At 65.5% G+C, this 24,012-nt stretch carries 23 protein-coding genes; 14 read left to right on the top strand and 9 right to left on the bottom strand.

Features of this window, described 5'->3' with window-relative positions:
- Positions 1 to 8 precede the first annotated feature (8 nt).
- The 4 genes from ACFU4Z_RS34695 (at position 9) to ACFU4Z_RS34680 (ending at position 5,496) form a co-directional block, all read left to right on the top strand.
- Entirely contained in the window at positions 9 to 2,708 is a 2,700-nt protein-coding gene (locus ACFU4Z_RS34695; RefSeq protein ID WP_379072127.1) for an AAA family ATPase, read from the top strand.
- A gap of 171 nt (positions 2,709 to 2,879) precedes the next feature.
- Complete coding sequence (locus ACFU4Z_RS34690) at positions 2,880 to 3,179, top strand: hypothetical protein (RefSeq protein ID WP_379072124.1); 300 nt, start codon at positions 2,880 to 2,882, stop codon at positions 3,177 to 3,179.
- A gap of 554 nt (positions 3,180 to 3,733) precedes the next feature.
- The gene (locus ACFU4Z_RS34685) at positions 3,734 to 4,144 is read left to right on the top strand and encodes a hypothetical protein (RefSeq protein ID WP_379072121.1); all 411 of its coding nucleotides are present in this window, start codon (positions 3,734 to 3,736) and stop codon (positions 4,142 to 4,144) included.
- Between the two features lie 119 nt (positions 4,145 to 4,263).
- Positions 4,264 to 5,496, top strand: coding sequence for a serine hydrolase domain-containing protein (locus ACFU4Z_RS34680; RefSeq protein WP_379072118.1), 1,233 nt, complete (start codon positions 4,264 to 4,266; stop codon positions 5,494 to 5,496).
- Between the two features lie 512 nt (positions 5,497 to 6,008).
- On the opposite strand, the gene ACFU4Z_RS34675 is transcribed toward ACFU4Z_RS34680, so the two are convergent.
- Entirely contained in the window at positions 6,009 to 6,677 is a 669-nt protein-coding gene (locus ACFU4Z_RS34675) for a hypothetical protein (protein WP_379072116.1), read from the bottom strand.
- Positions 6,678 to 6,831: 154 nt separating this feature from the next.
- Positions 6,832 to 7,737 carry an Imm49 family immunity protein gene (locus tag ACFU4Z_RS34670; RefSeq protein WP_379072114.1) on the bottom strand — a complete coding sequence of 302 codons (906 nt, stop codon included), beginning with the start codon at positions 7,735 to 7,737 and terminating at the stop codon, positions 6,832 to 6,834.
- Between the two features lie 130 nt (positions 7,738 to 7,867).
- Between ACFU4Z_RS34670 and ACFU4Z_RS34665 the strand changes: the two genes are divergently transcribed.
- Positions 7,868 to 8,137, top strand: coding sequence for a hypothetical protein (locus ACFU4Z_RS34665; RefSeq protein WP_379072111.1), 270 nt, complete (start codon positions 7,868 to 7,870; stop codon positions 8,135 to 8,137).
- 205 nt (positions 8,138 to 8,342) lie between these two features.
- Here the strand turns inward: ACFU4Z_RS34665 and ACFU4Z_RS34660 are convergent, their stop codons facing one another.
- Both ACFU4Z_RS34660 and ACFU4Z_RS34655 read right to left on the bottom strand, forming a co-directional pair.
- Positions 8,343 to 8,825 carry a hypothetical protein gene (locus ACFU4Z_RS34660; RefSeq protein WP_379072108.1) on the bottom strand — a complete coding sequence of 161 codons (483 nt, stop codon included), beginning with the start codon at positions 8,823 to 8,825 and terminating at the stop codon, positions 8,343 to 8,345.
- 182 nt (positions 8,826 to 9,007) lie between these two features.
- The gene (locus ACFU4Z_RS34655; RefSeq protein ID WP_379072105.1) at positions 9,008 to 9,838 is read right to left on the bottom strand and encodes a GTP-binding protein; all 831 of its coding nucleotides are present in this window, start codon (positions 9,836 to 9,838) and stop codon (positions 9,008 to 9,010) included.
- 114 nt (positions 9,839 to 9,952) lie between these two features.
- On the opposite strand from ACFU4Z_RS34655, the gene ACFU4Z_RS34650 reads away from it, so the two are divergent.
- Both ACFU4Z_RS34650 and ACFU4Z_RS34645 read left to right on the top strand, forming a co-directional pair.
- A complete protein-coding gene (locus ACFU4Z_RS34650; protein ID WP_379072190.1) occupies positions 9,953 to 10,375 on the top strand; it encodes a Zn-ribbon domain-containing OB-fold protein in 423 nt (140 codons plus the stop codon).
- Positions 10,368 to 11,570, top strand: coding sequence for a lipid-transfer protein (locus tag ACFU4Z_RS34645; protein ID WP_379072102.1), 1,203 nt, complete (start codon positions 10,368 to 10,370; stop codon positions 11,568 to 11,570). Before ACFU4Z_RS34650 ends, ACFU4Z_RS34645 begins: the two co-directional genes overlap by 8 nt.
- A gap of 284 nt (positions 11,571 to 11,854) precedes the next feature.
- On the opposite strand, the gene ACFU4Z_RS34640 is transcribed toward ACFU4Z_RS34645, so the two are convergent.
- From ACFU4Z_RS34640 to ACFU4Z_RS34630, 3 genes are all read right to left on the bottom strand, one after another.
- Entirely contained in the window at positions 11,855 to 12,892 is a 1,038-nt protein-coding gene (locus tag ACFU4Z_RS34640) for a zinc-binding dehydrogenase (protein ID WP_379072099.1), read from the bottom strand.
- Positions 12,893 to 13,034: 142 nt separating this feature from the next.
- Positions 13,035 to 14,117, bottom strand: coding sequence for a lipocalin-like domain-containing protein (locus ACFU4Z_RS34635; protein WP_379072096.1), 1,083 nt, complete (start codon positions 14,115 to 14,117; stop codon positions 13,035 to 13,037).
- Positions 14,114 to 14,437 carry a putative quinol monooxygenase gene (locus ACFU4Z_RS34630; protein WP_379072093.1) on the bottom strand — a complete coding sequence of 108 codons (324 nt, stop codon included), beginning with the start codon at positions 14,435 to 14,437 and terminating at the stop codon, positions 14,114 to 14,116. Before ACFU4Z_RS34630 ends, ACFU4Z_RS34635 begins: the two co-directional genes overlap by 4 nt.
- A gap of 361 nt (positions 14,438 to 14,798) precedes the next feature.
- On the opposite strand from ACFU4Z_RS34630, the gene ACFU4Z_RS34625 reads away from it, so the two are divergent.
- The 4 genes from ACFU4Z_RS34625 (at position 14,799) to ACFU4Z_RS34610 (ending at position 17,907) form a co-directional block, all read left to right on the top strand.
- Positions 14,799 to 15,596 (top strand): crotonase/enoyl-CoA hydratase family protein, encoded by a 798-nt coding sequence (locus tag ACFU4Z_RS34625; protein ID WP_379072090.1) that lies wholly within the window; start codon positions 14,799 to 14,801, stop codon positions 15,594 to 15,596.
- A gap of 214 nt (positions 15,597 to 15,810) precedes the next feature.
- Positions 15,811 to 16,308 carry a pyridoxamine 5'-phosphate oxidase family protein gene (locus ACFU4Z_RS34620; protein WP_379072087.1) on the top strand — a complete coding sequence of 166 codons (498 nt, stop codon included), beginning with the start codon at positions 15,811 to 15,813 and terminating at the stop codon, positions 16,306 to 16,308.
- Between the two features lie 49 nt (positions 16,309 to 16,357).
- The gene (locus ACFU4Z_RS34615; protein ID WP_379072084.1) at positions 16,358 to 16,765 is read left to right on the top strand and encodes a YciI family protein; all 408 of its coding nucleotides are present in this window, start codon (positions 16,358 to 16,360) and stop codon (positions 16,763 to 16,765) included.
- Positions 16,762 to 17,907 (top strand): RNA polymerase sigma factor, encoded by a 1,146-nt coding sequence (locus ACFU4Z_RS34610; RefSeq protein ID WP_379072081.1) that lies wholly within the window; start codon positions 16,762 to 16,764, stop codon positions 17,905 to 17,907. Before ACFU4Z_RS34615 ends, ACFU4Z_RS34610 begins: the two co-directional genes overlap by 4 nt.
- 185 nt (positions 17,908 to 18,092) lie before the next feature.
- On the opposite strand, the gene ACFU4Z_RS34605 is transcribed toward ACFU4Z_RS34610, so the two are convergent.
- Positions 18,093 to 18,896, bottom strand: coding sequence for a HEAT repeat domain-containing protein (locus ACFU4Z_RS34605; protein WP_379072078.1), 804 nt, complete (start codon positions 18,894 to 18,896; stop codon positions 18,093 to 18,095).
- Positions 18,897 to 19,428: 532 nt separating this feature from the next.
- On the opposite strand from ACFU4Z_RS34605, the gene ACFU4Z_RS34600 reads away from it, so the two are divergent.
- The 3 genes from ACFU4Z_RS34600 (at position 19,429) to ACFU4Z_RS34590 (ending at position 22,428) form a co-directional block, all read left to right on the top strand.
- A complete protein-coding gene (locus ACFU4Z_RS34600; RefSeq protein WP_379072075.1) occupies positions 19,429 to 20,064 on the top strand; it encodes a TetR/AcrR family transcriptional regulator in 636 nt (211 codons plus the stop codon).
- An 88-nt stretch (positions 20,065 to 20,152) separates the two neighbouring features.
- Positions 20,153 to 21,286, top strand: a complete 1,134-nt coding sequence (locus tag ACFU4Z_RS34595; protein ID WP_379072071.1) for a phosphotransferase family protein — start codon at positions 20,153 to 20,155, stop codon at positions 21,284 to 21,286.
- A 53-nt stretch (positions 21,287 to 21,339) separates the two neighbouring features.
- Positions 21,340 to 22,428 (top strand): TIGR03857 family LLM class F420-dependent oxidoreductase, encoded by a 1,089-nt coding sequence (locus tag ACFU4Z_RS34590; RefSeq protein ID WP_379072068.1) that lies wholly within the window; start codon positions 21,340 to 21,342, stop codon positions 22,426 to 22,428.
- 235 nt (positions 22,429 to 22,663) lie between these two features.
- Here the strand turns inward: ACFU4Z_RS34590 and ACFU4Z_RS34585 are convergent, their stop codons facing one another.
- Positions 22,664 to 23,740 (bottom strand): fatty acid desaturase family protein, encoded by a 1,077-nt coding sequence (locus tag ACFU4Z_RS34585; RefSeq protein ID WP_379072065.1) that lies wholly within the window; start codon positions 23,738 to 23,740, stop codon positions 22,664 to 22,666.
- Positions 23,741 to 24,012 lie beyond the last annotated feature (272 nt).

The raw sequence follows: 24,012 nt of genomic DNA, 5'->3' as shown, positions 1-24,012 counted from the left end.
CGGTGATCGTGGCGTCGGTGCAACTGATCGGCCGAGACCGTGAACTCGCCCAGTTGAACACCTTCACGACCGAATCCGCTGTCGGTGGCGGCGCGATGCTGGTCGTCGGCGAGGCCGGAATCGGGAAGACCGTTGTACTCACCGCCGCAGCGGAATCGGCTGCGGCGGTAGGTATCCGGGTGCTGCGGTCCGCGGGTGTGGAATTCGAGGCATCGGTGAGTTTTGCCGGGCTTCATCAGTTGCTCTACCCGCTGCAGGATCGGCGGCACCAGCTCGCGGCTGTGCATCGGCGTGCGCTCGGTGTCGGGCTCGGATTGGACGATGGCCCCGTTCCCGATCAGCTCGGCCTGGTCAACGCGGTGCGCGCGTTGCTCGTGCGCGCGGCGGTCGATGGGCCGGTGCTGCTGGTTGTCGATGACCTGCACTGGATTGACCGCGCCAGTGCGCTGGTGTTGGGGATGCTCGCGCGTCGATTGCGCGACACCAGGGTCGGATTGGTCGCGGCGATCCGCGCGGGCGAGGACAGCTTCTTCGAATCCGAAGGGCTACACGAGATCCATATCGGTCCGCTCGACGATGATGCCGCTACCGCGTTGTTGAGCGAACACTATCCGGACCTGGCGAGTCGTTCCTGCCAGCGTTATCTCGCAGAGGCACAGGGAAATCCGCTCGCGCTGATCGAACTGCCGGACGCGAGCACTGCCCATCGGGCGCCGGGCGTCACCCGAGTCGGTCGGCGCCTACATACCTTGTTCGCGCGGCGGATCGAAAGCCTTCCGGCCAGGACGCGCCAACAGCTGCTCCTGGCGGCGCTTTCCGGCGCCGAGCCAGGTCCCACGGCCGTCCCGACCGACCTCGGCCCGGCGGAGGAACTTCGCCTGGTGTGCGTCGATGTCGACAGCCGTCGCCTGCGATTTCGGCATCCACTGATCAGGGCAGCGGTCGTCGACCTGGCCACACACGAACAGCGTCGCCGGGCGCATCAGGAACTGGCAGAGCGCTTTCCGGAGTTCTCGGAACAGCGCGCTCGGCACCTGGCCGACGCCGCGGTCGGGGCCGACGCGCACATCGCCGACTTGCTCGAGCGGGCGGCGACGGGAACTCAGCGTCGGGGCGACCCAGTGGGCGCGGTCGGCCTGATGCTGCGCGCGGCCGAATTGAGTTCGCGATCGCAGGACCGCGAGCGCAGAGTCATGGTCGCGGCGTATCTGGGTGCGGACATCACCGGTGACCTGGCCGAGGCAAGGCGGCTGGTCGAGGGCGCCGAACGAAGCCCGGGTGGATCGTCGGCGGGGGCGGTTGCTGTGGCGTCATTGATGCTCAACATCGGTGGTGACATCGACACCGTCCATCAGTTGCTGGTCAATGCGATCAAGGCGGCTCGAGATCCCTCCGATGCCGACGACGTCGTCCTGGTGGAAGCGCTCTATGTCCTACAGGCCACCTGCTTTTTCGGCTCGAGGGCAGGTCTGGCGGCCGACTTCCACACCGCGCTCGACCGTCTCGGTCACACGGCGCCGGAGTTCCTCGTCCTGCTCGGCAGCACGTTCTTGGAGCCGGTCCGTCTCGCGCTGCCGATGCTAGGACGCCTGGACGCGGAGATCGCGGGGATCAGCGACCAGAGCGATCCCGCGCATATCGTGCGGCTCGGCATCGCCGCGCTGTACGTCGACCGGTTGTCGGGCTGCCGGACGGCGTTGGAACATGTTGTCGCGCACGGCCGTTCCGGTGGCGCGATCACCTCCGCGATCGAAGCGTTCGTCCTGCTCGGCTACGACGGCGTACTGAGCGGGGAGTGGGACCGAGTCCAGCAGCTGGCCGGTGAGGGGCTCGAGTTCGCAGAGCGGCACGGGTACACGTTGCTCGGTGGGCTCCTGCAATTCCAGCAGGCCTACCTCGCGGCCGCGCGAGGAGACAGCGACACCGTGAAAGCCGTGACGGATGAACTGACCCGGTGGGCTACGCCCAACAGGATCGGGCTGGTGCTTCACCACGCCGCGCACGCGAAAGCATTGGCCGAACTGGGACGCGGCGATTTCGATGCGGCTTACCAGCAGGTCAGCGGCATCTTTGCCGAGACGATCCCCGTTCACGCGCCGCATGCGCTGTGGATCCTGCCCGACCTGGTCGAGGCCGCGGTCCGCGCGGGCCGGTTAGCGGAGGCGGCTCGGCATGTCGATGCGGTGGCTGCTACCGATGTCGCGACGATCTCGCCGCGCCTGGCGCTGGTGGTAGCCGGAGCCCGAGCCATGGTCGCCGGACCCGAGGACTGGCGCGACCGATTCGGCCTCGCGCTGGCGACACCCGGCGCCGAGCGATGGCCCTTCCACCACGCTCGAATCCAACTCGCCTACGGTGAGCGCCTTCGTCGCGCGAAAGTCACTGTCGGAGCCCGCCGGCACCTGACCGCGGCACTGGAGACCTTCGACCGGCTAGGGGCTCGACCGTGGGCGGACCGCGCGCGCAACGAACTCCGTGCGACCGGCCGCGCCACCGCGCCGGGCGGCTCCATCGAAACCCTCACCCCGCAGCAGCGACAGATCGCGTTGCTCGCCGCGTCCGGGCTGACCAACAAACAGATCGGCGACCGACTGTTCCTCTCGCCGCGCACTGTCGGCACCCACCTCTATCAGGTGTTCCCCAAGCTCGGCGTCACTTCACGTGCGGCGCTGCGTGATGCCTTGAGTCCACCGGATATCACCGACTAGGCCTGTTTCGAGGTGATGGTGGGTGGCGCTGCGACGCGGTGCCACCCACCCTTCGTTTCGGCGAAAGATGATGCCCGCGTTGGTATAGGTGAGGTCGCTGGTAGCGCAATCGATGGGATCGGTAGACCCGGTCCAAGAAGTCAATGCGTCTGGGCGAACAGGCCGAATCCGATGATGCTGGAGCAATCGTCGGTTGATCCAGCGCGGACGGCTGACGACGGCCTGGTCACGTTTACTAAGCACTTCTTCGGCGATACCGCCTACCTGCTCGAACGATCCCTGCGCCACATCATGTGCAACGTGGACGCCATCGTCACGACCACGATTATGCCGATCACATTCTGCTCGAAAGCTGTTGTGTCGCAAACGCTCACACGCTCCACCCGCTCTGCGCGACTACCCGTGGATCTGTATCGATCGCCTGTACCGCCGGACCGGCGGGGAGATGCTCACGGACTACCGACCGGCTGATCAACTTCGACCTCCTTCGGCGGGAGGGCGGCCTCCTGAAGACTGCACAGACGACCGCCAGCACCCGTGTGGGCCGCATCGGACCGCCTCCCTGTCCGGTGTAACCATGGTTCGGCATCCTCCTGCACTGAACAAGGGGCGTAAACGTTTCCGGCTCACCGCCTCGGGGGCGACTCTGTCCGGAAACCGGCAAGTTCGCACACCACCTGATTTGGGTCAATAACCCTTGGGCGGAATGACAGCTTCGGATTCAGGCGGCCTACTTTGCGGCCCAGGCCAGCTTCGGTATTCCCCGGCCCAGGAGCGGCCGTCGTCGTCGTAGTGGCCGGTGTGGGCCTCCGACGTGTCGCAATGGCCCAACCCACGCAGTCTCGCTGAGCGTGACTTTCCTGCCACTGGCCCTTGATGTGGGATCTGTCAGCTCTGTGTCAGCGGTCGTGTCAGCACGGCGACAGTCTGATGTCAGGACAACGGGCGATTGTTGCTTCCGTAATCAGTTCGGCGAGCACGACATACGCCGACCCGGACAGCACAAAGTCAAGGGAGCAACCACCATGTCCATCACCCTCACCCTCACCGACCAGGACAAGGCCACCCTGCGGACCGCCGCGTACGGCGCCGTCTCGCTGATCGCCGCCGCTGATGCCACCGGCAAGCCCCACAAGGCCGCCACCAACGGCAGCAACGCCCTGTACGCCGCGACCGGCCTGGTCGGGCACGTGCTGGCCGCGAAGTCCAAGGACATCAAGCTGAAGGGCAAGAACGTCGCCGAACTCGCCGATCAGGTGCTGCCGGCACTGACGGCGGCCATGAGCATTCTCGGGCAGCATGATCCGGCCGAGGCCGAGAACTTCCGCAGCACCGTCCTCGTCGCTGTCGACGCCGCGACCCGCCACCAGAGCCGGCCCAGCCCCACCGTGGCCGCGATGACCAGCAAGATCACTGGAGCCCTGTACGCCGCGTGAGGGGATGGGGCCGGGAAAGAATGCGCAAGCAGCAGCCGGCTTTCGGGGAGCGCCGTCGGGGCCATGGGCGCCATACCGGGACGGGTCCCGCAGATCGAACACGATAAGCAAGGAGATCAATGATGGGGCACAACAACAGCGGCTTCTCCGAAGCAGGGCTGCGCAGAGTACGCGACGTGCTGGCCCGGCATGTCGAGTCCGGAAAGATTCCCGGGCTCGTCGCTCTGGTCAGCCGGGGCGGTGAGACACACGTCGAAGCTATCGGGACGATGCGCGTCGACGGTGACGCTCCGATGCGCCGGGACACCATCTTCCGGATGGCGTCGGTGTCCAAGCCGGTCACGATGGCGGCGGCGATGATCCTGCTCGACGAATGTCGGCTGCGGCTGGACGACCCGGTAGATCCGTGGCTGCCCGAACTCGCCGACCGTCAGGTGCTGAGGCGGGCCGACGGACCGCAGGAGGACACCGTGCCTGCGCGGCGACCGATCACCGTACGGGACCTGCTGACCTCCACGTTCGGGCTCGGAGTGGATCTCACGTTGATGGGCTCCCCGATCATGGCCGCGGTTCTCGACCGGGCCAACTACAGCCCGGAAGCGGGGTCGGCGCCCGAGCCGGACGAGTGGATGCGCCGCCTGGGCGAGCTGCCGCTGTCGTACCAGCCCGGAGAGCGGTGGCAGTACGAACTCAGCCACGATGTCCTCGGCGTGCTTGTCGCCAGGGTCTCGGGTCAGTCGTTCGAAACGTTTCTCCGCGACCGCATCTTCGATCCGCTGGGGATGAAGGACACCGGCTTCCACGTGCCCGCCGGCAAGATCGACCGGTTGCCGCCGAGCTACGCGCCCGACCCGCAGACTGGAGAGTTCATCGTGTGGGACGAGGCAGCAGGCGGAAAGTTCAGCCGGCCTCCGGCGTTCCAGCATGGCGGCGGCGGGCTGGTCTCCACCGTCGAGGACTATCACGCCTACTTCCAGATGCTGCTGAACCGCGGGATGCACGGGACCGAACGGATCCTGTCCCGGCCCGCCGTCGAGCTGATGACCACCAACCGCCTCACGCCCGAACAACAAGCCGACCGAGATGCCCTGGCCAAGAACAACGTCCATCTGTCATTCGGCCAAGGGCAGCAGGGCGGCTGGGGCTTCGGGATGGCGGTGCGCACCTACCGTGGCGACTACGCGCCCATAGGTCAGTTCGGTTGGGACGGCGGAACCGGCACCACGGCCTACGCCGACCCGGACAACCAGCTCACCGGAATTCTGTTCACCCAGGTCGGGTTGTCGACCCCGGATCCGGCGTGGCTCATCCACGACTTCTGGACCACGCTCTACCAGGCACTCGACGCCTGACGAGGTCGGTCTCGACCCCGTTTGCCTCAGGTCGGGTCGCCGGAGGGGGAGATCACCTCGTGTGACCCGACCTGAGCAATCCAGACAACGGATTTATCAGCCGACGAGCTGAGCACCTGGGATCTGTACGCCTCGAGGGTGGACTCGATGCCTTCCAGCGAGCTACGCTCACAATCGCTGATCTGCCGCATGACGGCCCTGCGCGACAAGCCTTTCCAGCGTGGTGGCTGCTCGTCGAATTCTTCTGTGCCAGCAACAAGGGCTGCACACCGAGCAGCGACATCACCCGCATCCGGTGGCGCTACCTCGACGACGCGCAGGCCGGAGGCTGATCCACCGCAACCGACGAACGGAGGACTCCATTGCTGGCCCTGACGCCAGCAGGGGAGTCCTCCGTTTCGGGGTCAGGGTTCACGATCGTCGTCGGGTGCCGGGCCCAACTCGCCAGACTGCACCAGCTCGTGACAGTTGATTGCGCGTGGAAACGTACTGGTGGGCAGAAAGATCGGCTCTTAGCGGGCCTGCGGATAGCCGATTTCGGCGATGTCTTGGGCCAGGTCCGCCAGGGTGACCTCTACGTTCAACGACGACACGAGTTCCTGGTCCAGCGGCCGCAAGGCATACACTTCACTCACCGCTTTCAGGTCCACAGAGACCTCGTAATAGTCCTCGGCGAAGCGCTGGAACGCTTCGGGTGAGCGTTCGACCAGTAGTTGGAACAGACCTGTCACCCCATCAGGGTCGACACGGTCCGAGGGGAAGTCGATCGTGCCGTGGTGCCACTGATCATCCGTCGCCTCCCGCCACAAGCAGGCCGTCACGACCGGCACGCCGTCTTCGTCGGTGAACGCCGGCTCCTCGACGAAGGGTTTGAAGACATCGGGAACATCGTCGATCACTCCCGGCCAGGGCTCGCAGTCATGGCCATACGGGCTCATCGGCGATTCGTGGCTGAAGCCGCGGGCATAGACCCCGGCCAGCGAGAACACGATGGAGAACTCGTCTCCCGACCCGTTGCTCATCGAGGCCATCTCCTCGCCTTCAGCCCAAGCGGCGTTGAAGGAGTAGTACCGGCTTCCCCAGTCCGGGCTCAGGATCGCGTCGAGCATCGCAAGCGAGCGGCACAGGTCCCGCAGGTCGGCGATGGTCGGAAGCTGGCGGGCTACGTCATAGACAGTCACGGGCTCATCCAACCGGATCCCTCGGACATCAGCCGCGCCCCTGCCAGACGTCACGGTCAGCAGCAATTACAGAGCTGGACGGGCCAACACGCGACAGTTGAATATGCGAGCCGATCAGTATTGTGCCGCCAATCGCGACGGAAGCCAAGGCCGCTCAAGAACCGGTCCGGCATCCGGTAATCAGCGTGCGCGGCAGATAGTCGGTCTCGACGGGCGGTAGCCAACCCTCGCGGCGGTAGGCGAGAGCGGTCAGGGCGAGCGGCACGAGTGGAAGCAGAGCACGAGGCCTGCCGAAGAAGCCGGGCACGATGCCGAACTGGACCAGCGACTCGGTCAACTCTGTGAAGGGGTCGGGCACGGTGCCGTACTGGAGCAGCAACTCGGTCAACTCTGTGCCGAAGGCCTCCTGGTCACCGGCGGCCAAGGCGCGCAGTCCGCGCAGTGCGGTGCGGTGCGGTAGGTCGGAAAAACTCTCTCCCACGTGGACTCGGGAAAGCGCGGCGTCGATAGCGGCGACCACTGCTTCCCTGGACGGCGGGTAGTCGGCGTACTCGTTCCCCGTTAACCCGAGGACGTAGGCCATCAGGCCGTTGACCAGCTCGACGTTGGGCTGGCCACCCACATCGCCATCGAGCTCCTTCCGAGCGAAGCTGAATGCCTCGCGATACCATTCCGCTCTCTCGGACAGGATCGCCAGACAGAAGGCGTCCAGCCACTGGTTGGCGGAGACAGGATCCGGGTCGTACGGGGTTTCCCTCTGGTAGTCCATCCCGAAGTTCGCGTAATCGAGGAAGACGAAGAAAGTGGTGTTGCCGAAGTAAGCGGCGCACTGCACGCCACCGGCGGCGGCCTCGGCGGCGTTGTCGAGGACCGCCTTGACCTCTGGAGCGTCGAGGTCGGGGAGCACGACGGAAAGAGCACCCAGATAGTCGAGGAACTCGCGCGAGATCCGCCACCACTCGTAGGTTCCGATCGGACCGGCCTTCGCCATGGAGTGGCACTCGCCCTGGATTCGCTCGGCGAAGCCATCGCGGGCCGCTGCCAGTACGGCTTCATCCATCCGGCGTCGCTCTATCCGCATCTCTCACCCTTCATTTAAAGGTACGTGTTGATCATCCTAAGGAAGGGGCGGAAACGGGGGTGTCCCTGTGGGATTCGTCAAGGGTTGAGTGGGGTGTTGAGGCGTTCAGATGCCCGCGTCCGTCGTCGCCGACGCACTCGGCTCTCACTACGTCACGACCACGAAACTCGCCGCCGAGGCGGCGGTGACCTGGAGTCGCGACGTCACCGCGCCACGATTCCGGTCACCGAGCGGCTGGACTCCTTCGACAACTCGCGACAGTCGAATACGCGATCTCACCAGTCCGGACCCTCGATATCCCCGCTCAAAATTCGCCCGCAACGTCGCCCGCGCCGAGCGGGAACGGAAGCCCATGGCGCGGCAATTCCGACCATCCTGAATCCGCGCAGCGCGCACGCAGACTGGACTCCCAACGCCATCATCCAATCCGAACGCACCCGCTGAGAAGGCATCGAGCGTGAACGCTGACCGGCCGAGAACAACTGCGATGCGGGTCTTGGTCAAGTCCTCCTCCGGACACCACCAATGCGCAACCAACCTGCGAGTGAGTTCGATCCTTGTCGGTCTCGCCGCGCCTCGCCCAGTCACTTATCAGCTGGGATGACCGACTTCATGTCGGAGGCAAGGCATTTAGCGATGGCTTCAGCGGCAGTGCGCAAACCAGCGGTGGGCGTGGTCGAGAAGGAGCCATCTGCCCCGTCCTTCTGGCCGGTGTAGTCGTCGCCTTTGACCTGCACGTGGACGCGCAGGTTGCTGATGCGGAATCGGACCACGCCCGCCGGCCGCTGCTGGTCTATTCGCGTCCCCGCCAACGCCTCGTCACCTACATCCACCAAAGTGTCGAAGTGGGGGCCGAATTCGGCGCGGAACTCTCGGAGGTCTTGCTGCACGGCGGCGATCGGATCGGGCTCGGCGGTGGTGACAGTGAACTCTACAAAGACACTGCGTTCGACGGGAGTCCCGGCCGAACCGTCGGCTTCGGATGGGGATTTGCTGGTGTAACGGGCCCAACATTGGGATTTGAAGAACTCGGGCGGCCTGGATCCCCACCCGTTGCTGAGCTCCACGAATTCATTCTGCGAGGTGTACAAGGCGCCCGCGAATCGTTGAATTTCCGGCTGAGCAGAGCGGACAAGGTTATTGCACGTGGTCGGTAGCGCGGTGAACCGCAGTGTCTCCAGATCGGAGCAGCCTGTCAGACCGAGCGTTAGCACGATCGGCGCTGCGAACCTGTAGCAGGCGGAGTCCATCAATAGTCGAGGGCGTGTTCCGGTTGACAGACATGCATGGGAGACGGCAGATATCGGACGATGGCGTCCAGGAGCGGGGCGATGTCACTCCATGGCGCCGCATCGCACAGGACGGGCGCAGCGTCGCCGATTCGCGTGAGGCAGCGGACGCGGTCATGCAACTGGTCGGGTGGGATCTCTCGCAGGCCGAGGAGGTCGTCCGAATCGGTGGCGTCCTGTTCCATCATCGTGTCCACGAGGTTGCGGTACCACTTCTCGGCGACTTTCCAATGGCTCCCGTAGAATTCGACGGCCATCGGTTCGAGCGCCCACATCGGGACCAGGTCGATGACACCTTCGAACTCGGTGCCGATGCCGTGAGGAATCTGCAGCGTCAACGGCACCGCCCCGTGCGTGTCGGCGATCGTGCGGACGCAGCGGTCGAAGTCGGCGGCGGGATGATCGAGTCCGGTCACCAGACACAGCCGTGCGACCTGGTGGTCGTCGGCAACCCGCAGTATCGTCTCGAGTCGCGGGGCGCTCTCCTCGGCAGCGTTCACGACCGCGATTACCCCATCGGATACCCGGATGGACCGCTCCAGGGCCGCGATGGGCGCGTGGCTCGATAGCTCGGCGATACGAATCGTGTGATCGACATGGCTCGTCACCCAATGGATCGTGGCCGGCGTGCCGGACCCGGTCTTGGCGAAACGGCGGTACAGGCCGTGGACAACTCGTGTTGTCTCATCGGGGTCCCCGATGATCGTGACGTTGCGGATCGACTGCGGTTCAATGGCTTTGGTGCCCATCGCGTTGTGGTACTCCAGATCGACTCGAGGATGCCATCGCATCCTCAATCCGGTCTCACCGTACCTCCGCCCGCATGCCGGTGGAGCAGATTTCCGCCCCAAAGTAGAACGTGTTCCTATACCGTCAGGTTTGTGCAGAAAGATCAACGCCCCGCCGTGGCTGACTGGTTCACCGCGGACGACGGCACGATGCGTCTGAAGGGAAGTGGTTGTACTGCCTGCGGCACGCCGTACTTCCCGCGGAACACGTTGGCCTGTCGGAACCCGCAGTGCGCAGGTCCGAAAGACGGCTCCGAGCTCGTCGAGTACCTGTTTTCCACACGTGGCCGGATCTGGTCGTATGCGGACGCCCGTTACAAGCCGCCCCCGCCCTATGTCTCGCCCGATCCGTTCGAGCCGTATGTCGTTGCGGCGGTGGAGCTCGAGGTCGAGCGGATGGTGATTCTCGGGCAGGTGGTGCGCGGCTTCACGGTGGATGACCTGGCCGTCGGCATGCCGGTCGAACTGACCCTCGGCGTGCTGTACGAAGACGAGGAAGCGGAGCACACGGTGTGGATGTGGAGGCCGGTCGATGACTGACACGAATGATCGCGCTGTCGCCGTCCTCGGTGCGGGCATGCACCAGTGGGGCAAGTGGGGGCGCAATTTCGTCGAATACGGGCTGGTCGCGGCGCGCGCGGCGCTGGTCGATGCCGGGGTGGACCACCGCGACGTCGGCTATATCGCCGGCGCGGACACGATCCGCAACGGATACCCAGGTTTCGTCTCGGGCGCGACGTTCGCCCAGGCGCTGGGCTGGTCGGGTGCGCGGATCTCGAGCAGCTACGCCGCCTGCGCCTCCGGTGCCCAGGCCATCGCCAACGCGCGCGCCCAGATTCTGGCCGGGTTGTGTGACGTGGCGTTGGTGGTCGGCGCGGATACCACCCCGAAGGGCTTCTTCCAGCCGGTCGGCGGTGAACGCCGCGACGATCCGGACTGGTTGCGTTTCCACCTGCTCGGCGCGACAAACCCCATCTATTTCGCGCTGTATGCCCGCCGGCGGATGGCGCTGCACGGTGCCACGCTCGACGATTTCGCCGCGGTCAAGGTGAAGAATGCCAGGCACGGCCTGAACAACCCGTATGCCCGCTATCGCAAGGAGGTTTCGGTCGAGGACGTCGCCGCCTCGGCGATCGTCTCGGACCCGCTACGGCTGCTGGACATCTGCGCGACCAGTGACGGCGGTGCCGCACTGGTGCTGACATCGATGGATTACGCGAGGCGCCACGGCGTCACCGATCCGGTCCGCATCCGGGCGCTGTCGACGGTCACGCCGACATTCCCGAAAACCGTGCTCGATCTGCCGGATTTCGCGACGGACTCCGCCGTGGCCGTCGAGGCTCCCCCGCGCGCGTTCCGTTCCGCCGTTGCGTACGCCGCGTACGAAGAGGCCGGGCTCGGGGCCGCCGACCTGTCCTTCGCGGAAGTCTATGACCTCTCCACCGCGCTGGAGTTGGACTGGTACGAGGACATCGGGCTCTGCGAGACAGGCGGCGCGGAGGAACTATTGCGCAGCGGCGCAACGACATTGGGCGGACGTGTGCCGGTGAACCCCAGTGGTGGTCTGGCCTGTTTCGGTGAGGCGATACCCGCGCAGGCAATCGCCCAGGTCTGCGAGCTCACGTGGCAGTTGCGCGGCCGAGCCGAGGGCCGCCAAGTGGATAACGCCCGCGCAGGTATTGCGGTGAATCAAGGCCTCTTCGGCCACGGCTCGGCAATCATCGCCACCCGCTGAACCTGGGGGTCACCCAGGTCCACTGCATCGCCGCCTCGATCTGGAGCCGCGCCCCCGACACGCCCAGGGGCCGGCCGAACGGCGACGGGTGGGCACGGTGTGGGGCAACGGATTCGAGACCGATGACTTGATCGTGCCTGTCGGCGGCCGGGAGCCATCCGGTTGTGAACGATTGAAAAGCCTTGCCGTGCTGGACAAATACTCCGACCTGACGGCTAGCGCCAAGGCCTGAACGGGGGCATCCCCGAGGATGGGACGGTGCGATGAATCCCGGGTCTGGGCGCTCACGGGCGGATGAGGACCTTGAGCGCTGCGCGAGTATCCATCGCGTGGTAGCCGTCAGAGACGTGGTCGAGGTCGGTTTCACGATCGAAGACCTTGCCCGGTTCGACGCTGCCATCGAGGACGCCGGGCAGCAACGTCTCGATGTAGGCGCGGACAGGTGCGGGCCCGCCGGTGAGAGTGATATTGGGAGCGAACAAGCTACCGAAACCGATTGGTGCGCTTTTGTATTGGGGAACGCCGACACGGCTGATCACGCCGCCGGGCCGGACCACGCCGATGGCTTGCTCGTAGGCGGGAAGGTGGCCGACGGCTTCGATGACGACATGGGTGCCGTCGCCGCCGGTGAGGTCGCGAACCGCAGCGATGCCTTCGTCACCACGCTCGGCGACCACATCGGTAGCGCCGAATTCGAGCCCCAGATCGGTGCGGTCTTTGTGACGGCCCATGAGGATGATCCGCTGTGCTCCGCGTTGAGCTGCCGATAGCACGGCCATCAGCCCGACGGCACCATCGCCGATGATGGTCACGGTGGCGCCGCTGGCGACATGGGCTCGAGATACGGCGTGGTGTCCGGTGCCGTAGACGTCGGACAGGGTCAGCAGCGAGGGGATCAGGGGTGAGTGCTCTTCGACCGGGACAGTGACGAGTGTGCCGTCGGCGAGGGGGACTCGGACCGCTTCGGCTTGTCCGCCGCCGACACCCTCGGTGTTCCAATAGCCGCCGTGCCTGCAGGAGGTGTGGAGTCCTTCGCGGCAGAAGTCGCAGATGCCGTCCGAGAATACAAAGGGTGCGATGACCAGGTCACCCTTCTTCACGATGCGTACGTCGCGGCCGATGTCCTCAACGACACCGACGAATTCGTGCCCCATCGAGTTGCCGTCCGGGGTGGGCCGCATCGAGTGGTAAGGGTGCAGGTCGGTACCGCAGACGCACGCTCGTACCACGCGCACGATCGCGTCGGTGGCTGCCTGGATCGTCGGGTCGGGTACGTGGATGACGCGGACCTCGCCCGGGCCGTACATGTAGGTCGCTCGCATGGGAACTCCTGATGATCTATGGACGAATGATCGTGGTGGTGGTTGTGGCGTGGGCGATGAGATTTCCTCGGTCGTCGACGACTTCGCCTGTGGCCGTGGCGTGGTGGCTGCCGGATGGTCGCTGACCACGCCGCGGCGACTGTCAGGCTTGGTGACCGATGATCATGGGTTGGTCGGCGCTGATGACGTCCTTCGGAGAGTGGGCGCGTTCACCGAAATACAGCAGTTCCCATACGGTTTTCGCGCTCAACGCTTCGCTGTGCCCTTCGCGGGTTTCGATGAAGTCGACATCGCCCAGGAACCGGTGGTACGCGCCATGCTGACCGAAGTCGATCCGGAAGATGTCGGCGTTGTAGCGGAAGGTGACGGTGTAGGTGGTGCCGGATTCCTCGATCGAGTACTGCACCCGTCGGTCGACCGGTACACCGCTGTCGGGATGAACTGTTCGGGCGTCGGTGATCACCTCGACGCCGTCGCCCACTCGGGCGACGACGATCTCATCACCCTTGGCGATCAGCAGCACGGGAACTGTTGTGCCGCCGTAGTTATCGTTGACGACGAAGGTCAGCGACACGATCGTGTAGTCGCCGAGAAGCGCTCTGCCCCAGTACCAGTGGTCGAGCACCTTGCGCGGCGCGATGTTGCCCCAGTTGTGATCGTGATAGCCGAGCCCGCTCAGTTCGGTGGTGCGGCCGTCGACGCTCAAACTCGCCTCGACCGCGCCGCGCGCCACAACGGGCAGCCACGCGATGTAGTGCTCTTCGTCGGGGCCGAAGTACAGGAAGCCCGATTCCGGACGCCACGGCGGCACCTGCGGTGTGAGGCTGAGGTCGACAGTGAGTTCGTCGATCTCGACGTGGATTTCGTAGCGCTGGTTCTGGACGCGGAACACGTTCGCGCCGATACGTACGTCGCAGGTGTCGGTTGCGGCGAAGAATTCCGCCGGCTTGCCGATGTAGGTCTTTTCGAGGCGGCTGCCGTCAGCGCGGGTCAGCGTCACCAGCACGAACGGGGTCAGTGGTGCCTTGGGTGACACGTATGGGGGTTTGGTGTGGAACTCGACGGTCAGGACAGAACCATCGTCGAGGTGGCCGTCGAAATACCACCACTCGAATGTCCCGTCGGCTGCGCCGGTCCGGAGCCCGTCTTCCCAGGTGCGAATCACTCCGGGCGTCTCGTTGGCTCGGCGGTAGTGGTTGTCGGTCCGGCCGACGACGGCTTTCATGCTGCCTCGTTCTTGACCGCGATCACCGAAAGCGCAGACACGACAGGCGGTTCGGCAAGCAGACCCGAGCTCTCGCTCAGGATCAGCTTGGCGGCTTGGCCGACCATGTGGGCTTGCTGGGCTTCAGTCGAAGCGAAGACGTCGACGAGGTAGAACGTCGACGGTTCGGTCGCCGATCGACCTGCCAGCCATACCGTCGTCCCCTCCTCGGCCTGGATGTGGGGCAGGGCGCGTTCGAGGATTCCCGCGAAGGCGTCGGCTTTGCCTTCCGCGGTGGTGAAGGTGACCAGGATGGCGGTGTTGGTTGTGCTCGTTGTCATGACCGTGACCCTATGAACACGAGCAATCGCTATTGCGACAAAACTTCTATATTTTGCGACATGAGGATCGGTGTTGCTCTCGAGGGAGGTCTGGCGATCGAACATGCGTGGGCCGACTGGTGTCGTGAAGTCATCGACGAGCTCGACACCATCCAGAAGCGGAGCTGACCCCGCCGAGACGGAGGCGAGGGCATCGGATCCGAACGGATTCCAGGACACAGACTTGTCGCAATAGTCGCTTTTCGTGTCGTATCAGTGGCCTTTGTGCTGCGTAGCGTCGGCCGCGATGACGAATTCGTCGCATCGCAGACCAGTACCTACTTCGCGACCGCGCAGCGGTTGCCGCGGATGGAGTCCAGCCTTGATCAAGAACTTGCGGCCCAGCGAGGTCCTCACCGTCGAGAAGTCCGGCCATGTCTTGCTGATGGGCCTGAACCGGCCGACGAAACGCAACGCCTTCAACATGGACTTGCTTCGCGCACTCGGAAACGCCTACTACGTGCTCAACACCGATGAAGATCTGCGCTGCGGAGTCCTCTACGGCAACGGCGACAACTTCACCGGCGGACTCGACCTCGCAGATGTGCTTCCCCGGATCGTCGACGACAACGTCGATTGGGCCGAGGACGAGCTGAATCCGGTCTTCACCACCGGCCCCGCCCGCACCACCCCGCTCGTCGCCGCCGTACACGGATGGTCCATGACCATCGGAATCGAGCTGCTACTGGCCGCCGATATCCGAATCGCCGCCGCAAACGCCCAATTCGCCCAGATGGAAGTGCAGCGAGGGATCTTTCCGCTCGGCGGCGCCACCTACCGGCTGCCGCGTGAAGCCGGCTGGGGCAACGCAATGCGCTGGCTGCTGACCGGGGACCCGTTCGACGCTGATCAAGCGCTGCGGCTGGGACTCGTCCAGGAGGTCGTCGAGACCGGCCAACAGCTCACCAGAGCGATCGAATTGGCGCACCGGATCAGCGAGCAGGCCCCGCTCGGTATCCAAACCACCCTGGCCTCTGCCCGCCTCGCGCTGACCGACGGTGAGGTGGTCGCCGGCGACGCGATTCGAGACCAATTGCGACACATCTCTGTCAGCGACGACGCCAAGGAAGGCATGGTGTCGTTCATGGAGCGACGTCCGGCCCAATTCACTGGCCGCTGAAGCGAACACCGAGCCCACGGAGCCCGAGCACGATAGCCCCCTCGGCCAGCGACGTCAGTAATGCGGCTGATCGCGGTGCCCGGCAAGGTCATCCCAGGTCCATAAGAATCTGGAAATTCATGTGCCGTGGATGTCGAGAACGTTCGGGCGGCTCCGTCCCAGGGGTACGAGCAGCCGAACGGGCCTCGATGACACCGACGAAGGAGCGACCATCATGCAACCGAACGAGATCACCGCGATCCTGAACCTCCCGATCAGCCAGGAGCTCCTGGCTCGGGACCTGCTGCGCATGGCCTACGTCGCCAAGGACGGCACACCTCGCAACGTCCCGATCGCGTTCACCTGGAACGGCTCACAGATCGTCGTCTGCACCAGCAAGAATGCCCCGAAGCTGCCCTCCTTGCGGCAACATCCCGAGGTCGCGCTGACGATCGACACCGAGGTGCACCCGCCGAAGATCCTGCTCATCCGGGGCCGGGCGGAGCTGGAGGTGGTGGACGGGATCCCGCAGGAGTACCTGCGGATGAACGGCAGCTACGAAATGAGCCCCGAGCAGCGCGTCGAGTGGGAGGCGGAGGTCCGCTCGCTCTACGACGGCATGGTCCGGATAGTCATCACTCCGACGTGGGTGAAGCTGATCGACTTCGAAACCACCCTCCCCACCGCGGTCGAGGAGCTGGTCCGGCAGCGGGCCGAGCGTCAGCGCGCCTGAACCGATCAACCCGGCCAGAATGGGCCGTAACGAACCCAAGGAGAACATCATGGCCAAATACCTGCTGCTCAAGCATTACCGGGGCGCGCCGGCGCCGGTCAACGACGTATCGATGGACCGATGGACGCCGGAGGAGGTGACGGCCCACGTGCAGTATATGGAGGATTTCGCCGCGCGACTCGAGGCGACCGGTGAGTTCGTCGACAGTCGAGCGCTGTCCCCGCAGGGCACGTTCGTCCGCTCCGACGGCGACGGACGCCCTCCTGTTACCGACGGCCCGTTCGCGGAGACCAAGGACCTGATCGCCGGGTGGATGATCATCGACGTCGAGACCTACGAGCGGGCGCTCGAGCTGGCCGGCGAGCTATCCGCGGCTCCGGGCGCGGGCGGGAAGCCGGTCCAGGAGTGGCTCGAGGTACGACCGTTCCTCACCGAGTTGCCCACGGTGACCGAGTGAACGAGCCGCTGCTGCGCGAACTCGTGCCCGCGGTGATCGGTGTCCTCGTCCGCCGCGGAGCCGACTTCGCCGCGGCCGAGGATGCGGTGCAGGAGGCGCTGATCCGGGCACTGGAAACGTGGCCGGACGATCCACCGCGCGATGCCAAGGCATGGCTCGTTGCGGCCGCCTGGCGCAAGTTCCTCGATGCCGCCCGCGCCGAAACATCCCGGCGGGGAAGAGAACTCGCCGTGGAGGTCGAGCCTCCGACAGGTCCGGTGCCCGCCACGGACGACACGCTGTGGCTGTATTTCCTGTGCGCGCACCCCTCCCTGTCTCCCGGGTCGGCCGTCGCACTGACCTTGCGCGCTGTCGGCGGTCTGACGACCCGGCAGATAGCCACGGCCTATCTTGTCCCCGAAGCGACGATGGCGCAACGAATCAGCCGGGCCAAGCGGCGAATCACGGGGTTGCCACTCGACCAGCCCGGCGACCTCACGACGATGCTGCGCGTGCTCTACCTCGTCTTCAACGAGGGCTACAGCGGGGACATCGACCTGGCGGCCGAAGCAATCCGCCTCACCCGCCAGCTCGCCGCCTCGACCGACGAGCCCGAGGTCTCGGGGCTGCTCGCGCTGATGCTGCTGCATCATGCTCGCCGCGCGTCTCGCACCGGCCCGGGTGGTCGCCTGGTGCCGCTCGCGGAGCAGGACCGATCCCGTTGGGACACCGGCCTTATCGCCGAGGGGGTGGCGATTCTGCAGACCGCGTTGGCCCGCGACCGGCTGGGCGAATACCAGACCCAGGCCGCGATCGCCGCCCTGCACGCGGATGCCCCGAGCACCTCCGAGACGGACTGGGTACAGATCGTGGAGTGGTACGACGAACTGCTACTGCTCACCGCCAGCCCGGTAGTGCGGCTGAACCGCGCAGTGGCAGTCGGCGAGGCCGACGGACCCCGAGCCGGACTGGCCGCGCTGTCCGAACTGGACCCAGAGCTGCCCCGCCACACCGCAGTCCGCGCCTACCTCCTCGAACGCGCCGGCGACCTCGAGCAAGCAGCTGCCCTGTACACCGAGGCATCCCGCGCAGCCACCAATGTGCCTGAGCGTGACCACCTCACCCGCGAGGCGGCCCGGGTGCGGCAGTTGCTGCATTCCTGAGCCTGGTTGCCGCAGAGCCACACTCGATTTCCCCAGTGGCAGCCCCATACGGAAGCCACTAACTCTGACGCAGGTTGTTGGTGGTTACCTGCCTGGAGTGGTCGTCGTGGGTCGTGTTTGTCGCCGCTGTGAGCGGGGTTGACGAGGGCTGCTGGGCCGAGTTCATCAGCGCGGCCGCTGCACTCTCAGGATTCGCGGGCCGCGATTGCGGCTTGGATTCGTCGTAGCGTGCGCAGGCCTTTCTTCGCGGCGACGCTCACCATGCCGTCGAAGACTGTTGAGCCACGGTCGTGGGCCATCAGCCGTTCCAGCATCGGCACGGCACGATCGTCGCCGGTCGAACCGAGCGCGACAGCTGCCCAGTAGCGCTGGTCCGGGTCGTCGCTGTCGGCCGCGTCGCACAGCCTCGGGATGACGTCCGGTGCGAATTTGGCCAGCGCGCTGGCGATATAGCCGATGCGGTAGTACCGGCGGTTCTCGAGTTCCTCCCATAGTGCGGCCAGGGCTGCATCGCCGCCGATCATGCCGAGGGCCTCGGCGGCGCGTTCGCGCATTCCTGCGATCGAGTCCCGCAGCACGGGTGTGAGCGCCGGGACGACCGATTCGTCGCCGAGGGTGCCCAGAGCGATCACCGCTTGCTCTCGAGCCATCTGCTGTGGGTGGTCGAGCATGGCGACCAAGCCGGGAACCGCGTCGCGGAAGCCGAGCGCCGCGCAGCCCATCGCCGCCCATGCCTGGCAGTTGTATCGAGTGTCGGCGAGTGACGCGAGCAGCGGTGCCTTCAGAGTGTCGTCGCCGAAGGCCGCCGCCCGGTTCAACGCCCGGCTGTACAGCGATCGGTGGTAGTCGGGATAGTCGCGGACGAGCGCGCACAGTGCTTCCTTGGCGGATGTGTCGCCGTCATCAGCTCGCCCGAGCAGGAGCCGCAGATTTTCCTCGCGGGTCTCGAGATCGCCGTCTTTGAGGCGTCGCGCATCAGCTGGGTTCACCGCCCAACGGTACCTGGCGATGATCTCGTCCCCCCGGCCACGTTTTGGGTGGTCGGCGCCGCCCGAAACGCACGTGAACCTGGACAGTGACTTGCGTCGGTAGCGCTGCTACAGAGCTGACGCGCACAACCCGAGCGGGAAATCGTCGTGCTCGACGAACGGCCCGTCCGCGGGCGGGCCTTCGCTGTGTAACGCGCTCGTATGCCCCGACCCGCGCGGTCGATCAGGGACAAACGTTGCCCAGCAGTTGATCTCGTGAATGCACGCACGCACATGCCGCGACCCGCGCGGTTCGGACCGGCTGGGCTGAGTCAGCCGAAGGCGCTGAAGTGCGGATGGCGTCTGTGAGGACCACTCCAATCCACTTGATCTCGCTACTACCTGACGTCACTCCCCCCACGGGGGCGTTCTACGTTCGAGGCGGTGGCCGGTGTCGCTCCGCGCGGGTCGCAGGCTTTGACAAACGTGCCGCTATCGTCGGAACGACAATCGGAGATTCCGAGATTTCGGGATGTGCGGAACGGAAGCAGCGATGACCGAAGCGAGTTCGACAATGCAGTCCGCGGCCGGAACTCGCCTTAATCGGAAAGGGCGGGAGACGAGGCAGCGTCTGCTCGATATCGCCATCGTCTGTCTCGCGGAGGGGTCTGGCGAACCGCTGTCGGCGAATCGGGTTGCCCGTGAGGCCGGGGTCAGTTGGGGCACCTTGAAGCATCAGTTCGGCGACATCGACGGATTGTGGGCCGCGGTGCTCATCGAGTTGACCGATCGTAGTGGGGCGAACAGCCCCGAGATCTGGCCGCAGGTGACCGGTTCGATCCGGGAGCGGGTGTGGGAGGTGGTCGATGCCATCTGGACCATCCTCGATACACCCGAGGGGCGAGCGGTCGAGACGCTGCGGGCCGGTCTGCCCAATGGTCAGGACGAGCGGCTCGAGGTCTTCCCCCGGACCACGGCGGCGATGGCCGGGTACGAGGATGCCTGGCTCAGGGCATTCGAGTACTTTCTGGCGGACCTGCCCCTCGATTCGAACAAGGTGCATCGGGTCCAGGCCCTCATTCCGATGGCCATGCGCGGCATCAATAACGAGCGCCGGCTTTCCTCACCCGCCGAGCTGGCGAACACGCGCCACTGCCTGGTCGACGCGATAGCGGGCTACCTGCAGTGACTCGCATTCTTTGAGAACCCTCGTTGACAATTGCGAAGGGGAGGTCCACTGTTACCTCCAGCCTTTGCAATCCAGTCAGGAGTGATCCATGTCTCCGTCTCCCGATGACCAGGGCATGCGCCTGCAGCGCAGCAGCCGCGACCCCGCCGCCCTGATCCCGCGCCTCACCGAATGGCTGGCAACACAGCTGCCCGACGAGGCTGATCCGAAGCTCACGCTGGGGTCCGGCATCGACAGCAACGGCATGTCCGCGCAGACCCTGACCCTCACCCTGAGCTGGCGTGAAGCCGGAGACACAGAGGTCGCCGGCCTGATCGCCCGGGTGGTGCCGGCTCCCGGCGACTTCCCGGTCTACGAGCACTACAACCTGCGAGACCAATTCGACGTCATGCGTATCGTGGCTGAAGCCACCGACGTCCGCGTCCCACAGGTGCGGTTCCTCGAGCCGACCGGCGATGTGCTGGGCACGCCGTTTCTTCTGATGGACCGCGTCGACGGCCGGGTGCCGCCCGATGTCATGCCCTACACCTTCGGCAACAACTGGCTCTTCGACGCCGCCCCGGAGCAGCAGCGCCGAGTGCAGGAAAGCACCATCGAGACGCTCGCGAAACTGCACGCAATCCCGGACGCGGCAACCACTTTCACGTTCCTCGACCCGCGGCAGCCCGGTGCGAGCCTGCTCGAACGAAACCTGAACCGAGCCCGGGCATGGTACGAATTCGCGGCTCGCGATATCGGCCCGTCGCCGTTGGCGGAGCGAATCCTGACGTGGCTCACGGCCAATCTCCCGGAGCCCTCGTCCTACGAGACCGTGCTTTCCTGGGGTGATGCGCGGCTCGGCAACTGTATGTACCGGGACTTCGCACCGGTCGCGGTGCTCGACTGGGAAATGGCGACGATCGGCCCCCGCGAGCTCGATGTGGCCTGGATCGTGTTCGGGCACCGCGTCTTTCATGCGATCGCCAACAACTTCGGCCTGCCGGGCATGCCGGACTTCATGCGCGTGGAAGACGTGCGGACGACCTACGCCGTGCACTCGGGCGTAGAGCTCGCTGACCTCACCTGGTACACGATGTTCGCCGCCCTGAACTACAGCGTCGTCTTCATGCGCGCCGGTGGTCGGCAGATCCATTTCGGAGAGATGGAACGTCCTGACGACATCGAGTTGCTGCTCCACCACCGATCGCTCGTCGAAGAACTGCTCGCCGAACTCGGCGCCTGACACGCGGCGTCGACCTTCGCCGTTCCGAACACTATTGGGGAAGTACCACTCTCGTGACCGACCAACTGAACGAACTGGCCTACTACTGCATCACCCGGCACCCTGCCGACGCCCGTGTTCTGCTGCCCGAGGCCCGCGACGCGGAGCAGCTCGGACTCGGCTCGTGCATGATCGGCGAGCGCATGACCGTCAAGGACTCCGCCGTCTTGTCCGGCGGCCTCGCCGGATGCACGACCGACCTCGGAATCGCCGCGGCGGCAACGAATCACCACACCCGGCACCCGATGGTGACGGCAACGATCGGCTCTACCATGCAGGCGATGACCGAAGGCCGATACGCCATGGCATTCGGCCGCGGGATGGCGGCGAACTGGAAGGCGATCGGCCTGCCCGCCGTCACCGAGGCACAACTGCGGGATTTCGTCGGCATCCTGCGCCGCCTCTGGGCCGGAGAGACCATCGTGAATCACGATGGGCCCGCTGGCAAATGGCCCGTCCTGTACCACCAGAACGGCCTCGACGACGCGCCCCCGATCGGCTTCGTCGCAGTAGGCCCCAAGACCCTCGATCTCGCCGGCGCGATCGGCGACTTCGTCGTACTGCACACCTTCTTCTCCGACGAGGCCACAGCGAATTCCGTTGCGGCGGTGCGCCGCGGCGCCGAACGAGCAGGCAAGGACCCCGACAGCGTCCGCATCTGGTCGTGCCTGGCGACCGCGAGTGACGCACTCTCCGAAGCAGATCAGCTGCGTCGGCGAACCGGCCGGCTGGTGACCTACCTACAGGCGTACGCCGACATCCTGATCAGCGCCAACGGCTGGGATCCGCAGGTGTGGGAGCGAATTCGCACCACGCAGCTGTACCAAGACGCCGCGGCGGCGGGCCCCATCGACGCTTCCGCCTCCGTCGAGGTGCTGGAGCAGTTCGACGCCCTCATCCCGGACGAATGGCTCGACTCGGCCGCATACGGCACGCCGGAGCAGTGCGTACGGAAGATCTCCCGTGAATACGACCTCGGCTGCCACTCGGTGATCATGCACGGCGCGAGCCCGCATGAGCTGGCATCGGTGGTGGACGCTTACCGTGCCAACCGACCCACCTTGCGCCGTGCCGTGGCGGCGAACCCGGGAAAGTTCGCCTGACATAAGGATTCTCGTACCCCCGCCGAGCCGATGACCACCTGTCGGCTCGGCGGCCGACGAACTGCGGCACCGCGCATGCTGCGCCTGGCCCTGCCGATCCGAGGCCGGCGGAACGCACCATATTGCCGCTGGGCGCGCGGACGTGAACGTCCGCATGTGCCGATGAGCAGACGCCCGACACCGCGGCCGCCGACGGCCCCGGTGTGTCCCCGGGGGCGTGATACCCAGCTTGTGTTCAACGATTACGTTGTGGCACTTCGGCACCCGAGGGGGTGCGTAGGGGGGCGCCGACGTGGTGCAGGTGTCGCAGCGCCTCGCGGTAAGAGGAGATCAGCCCAGTTTCGTGGTAGGGCACGCCGATTTCGGTGCAGTAGTCGCGGACGATCACCTGGGCGTGACGCAGGTTCGGTGTCGGCATGCTCGGGAACAAATGGTGCTCGATCTGATAGTTGAGCCCACCGAGGGCGAGGTCGGTCAACGCACCACCCCGCACGTTGCGGGAGGTCAGCACCTGTCGACGTAAGTAGTCGGGGCGGTCGTCGCCGGTCAGGGTTGGCATGCCCTTGTGGTTCGGGGCGAAGATACAGCCCATGTACAGGCCGAACAGGCCCTGGTGGACAGCGAGGAACGCGAAGGCTTTGTCGGCGGGCAGAGCCGCGAACAGCGCGGCCAAGTAGGTGGCGAAGTGGCCGAACAGCAGTGCGCCCTCCAATCCGCGGTGTTTGACCGATCGATTTCTGAGCGCACGTACGCCGGCCACATGGAGGTTCAGGCCCTCCAACAACAGGAGGGGGAAGAACAGGAACGCCTGCGCCCTCCCGATGAGACGAGGCAGACCGCGGCTGGACCGTGCCTGCTGTTGTGACCAGACCAGAATGTCGGGCGCGACATCGGGGTCGAGTTCCTCGTGGTTCGGGTTGGCGTGATGCCGGGTGTGCTTGTCCTGCCACCAGCCGTAGCCCAGGCCGATGCCGGCGTTGCCGACGAGTCGTCCCACGAGCTCCGTCGGCTGCCGTAGCCGGAAGACTTGGCGGTGCGCGACATCGTGCATGACGAGTGCGATGTGAGCGAACGTCACGGCCATGAACGCCGCGACCAGCAGCGTCCACCACGAGTCGCTGGTCAGGACGAACGCCGACCAGCCGGCTGCGAACGCGACCCCGACGAGGCTGAGCCGGACGGCGTAGTAGACGGGACGCCGGTTCATCAGCCCGGCGTCGGAGATCTGGCGCAACAGACGGGCGTAATCACCGTCAGCACCGCGCCGCGGTGACCGTGGATATGACTCGGGGACCAGGGCAGGTGTCGTCATAGATCTTCCTGAGAGCTGGGTCGCAGACGCGACCTCCGTCCGTCGACGATGCCGGCCGGTCGATGGCGGAGCAGGCGCCGATTTCGATACCCCGAAGCTATCGGCCGAATTCTCGTTGCCTGTAATCCCTTGGTATGACATGGGATCGGACTGCGGTGTGATATCGGATGTCCAGCGCAGACCGAGGCCGCTGACCGGTTTGTCGGCCAACACATCCGGGTCGCCGGACCGGACGTACGCTCATCCCGAATTGAGGGTGATCGGTGGCCATT

The organism is Nocardia sp. NPDC057440 (assembly GCF_042802915.1).
GTDB lineage: Bacteria > Actinomycetota > Actinomycetes > Mycobacteriales > Mycobacteriaceae > Nocardia.
Note: the sequence above shows the minus strand (reverse complement) of the source record. Positions and strands in the feature narration are given on the sequence as shown.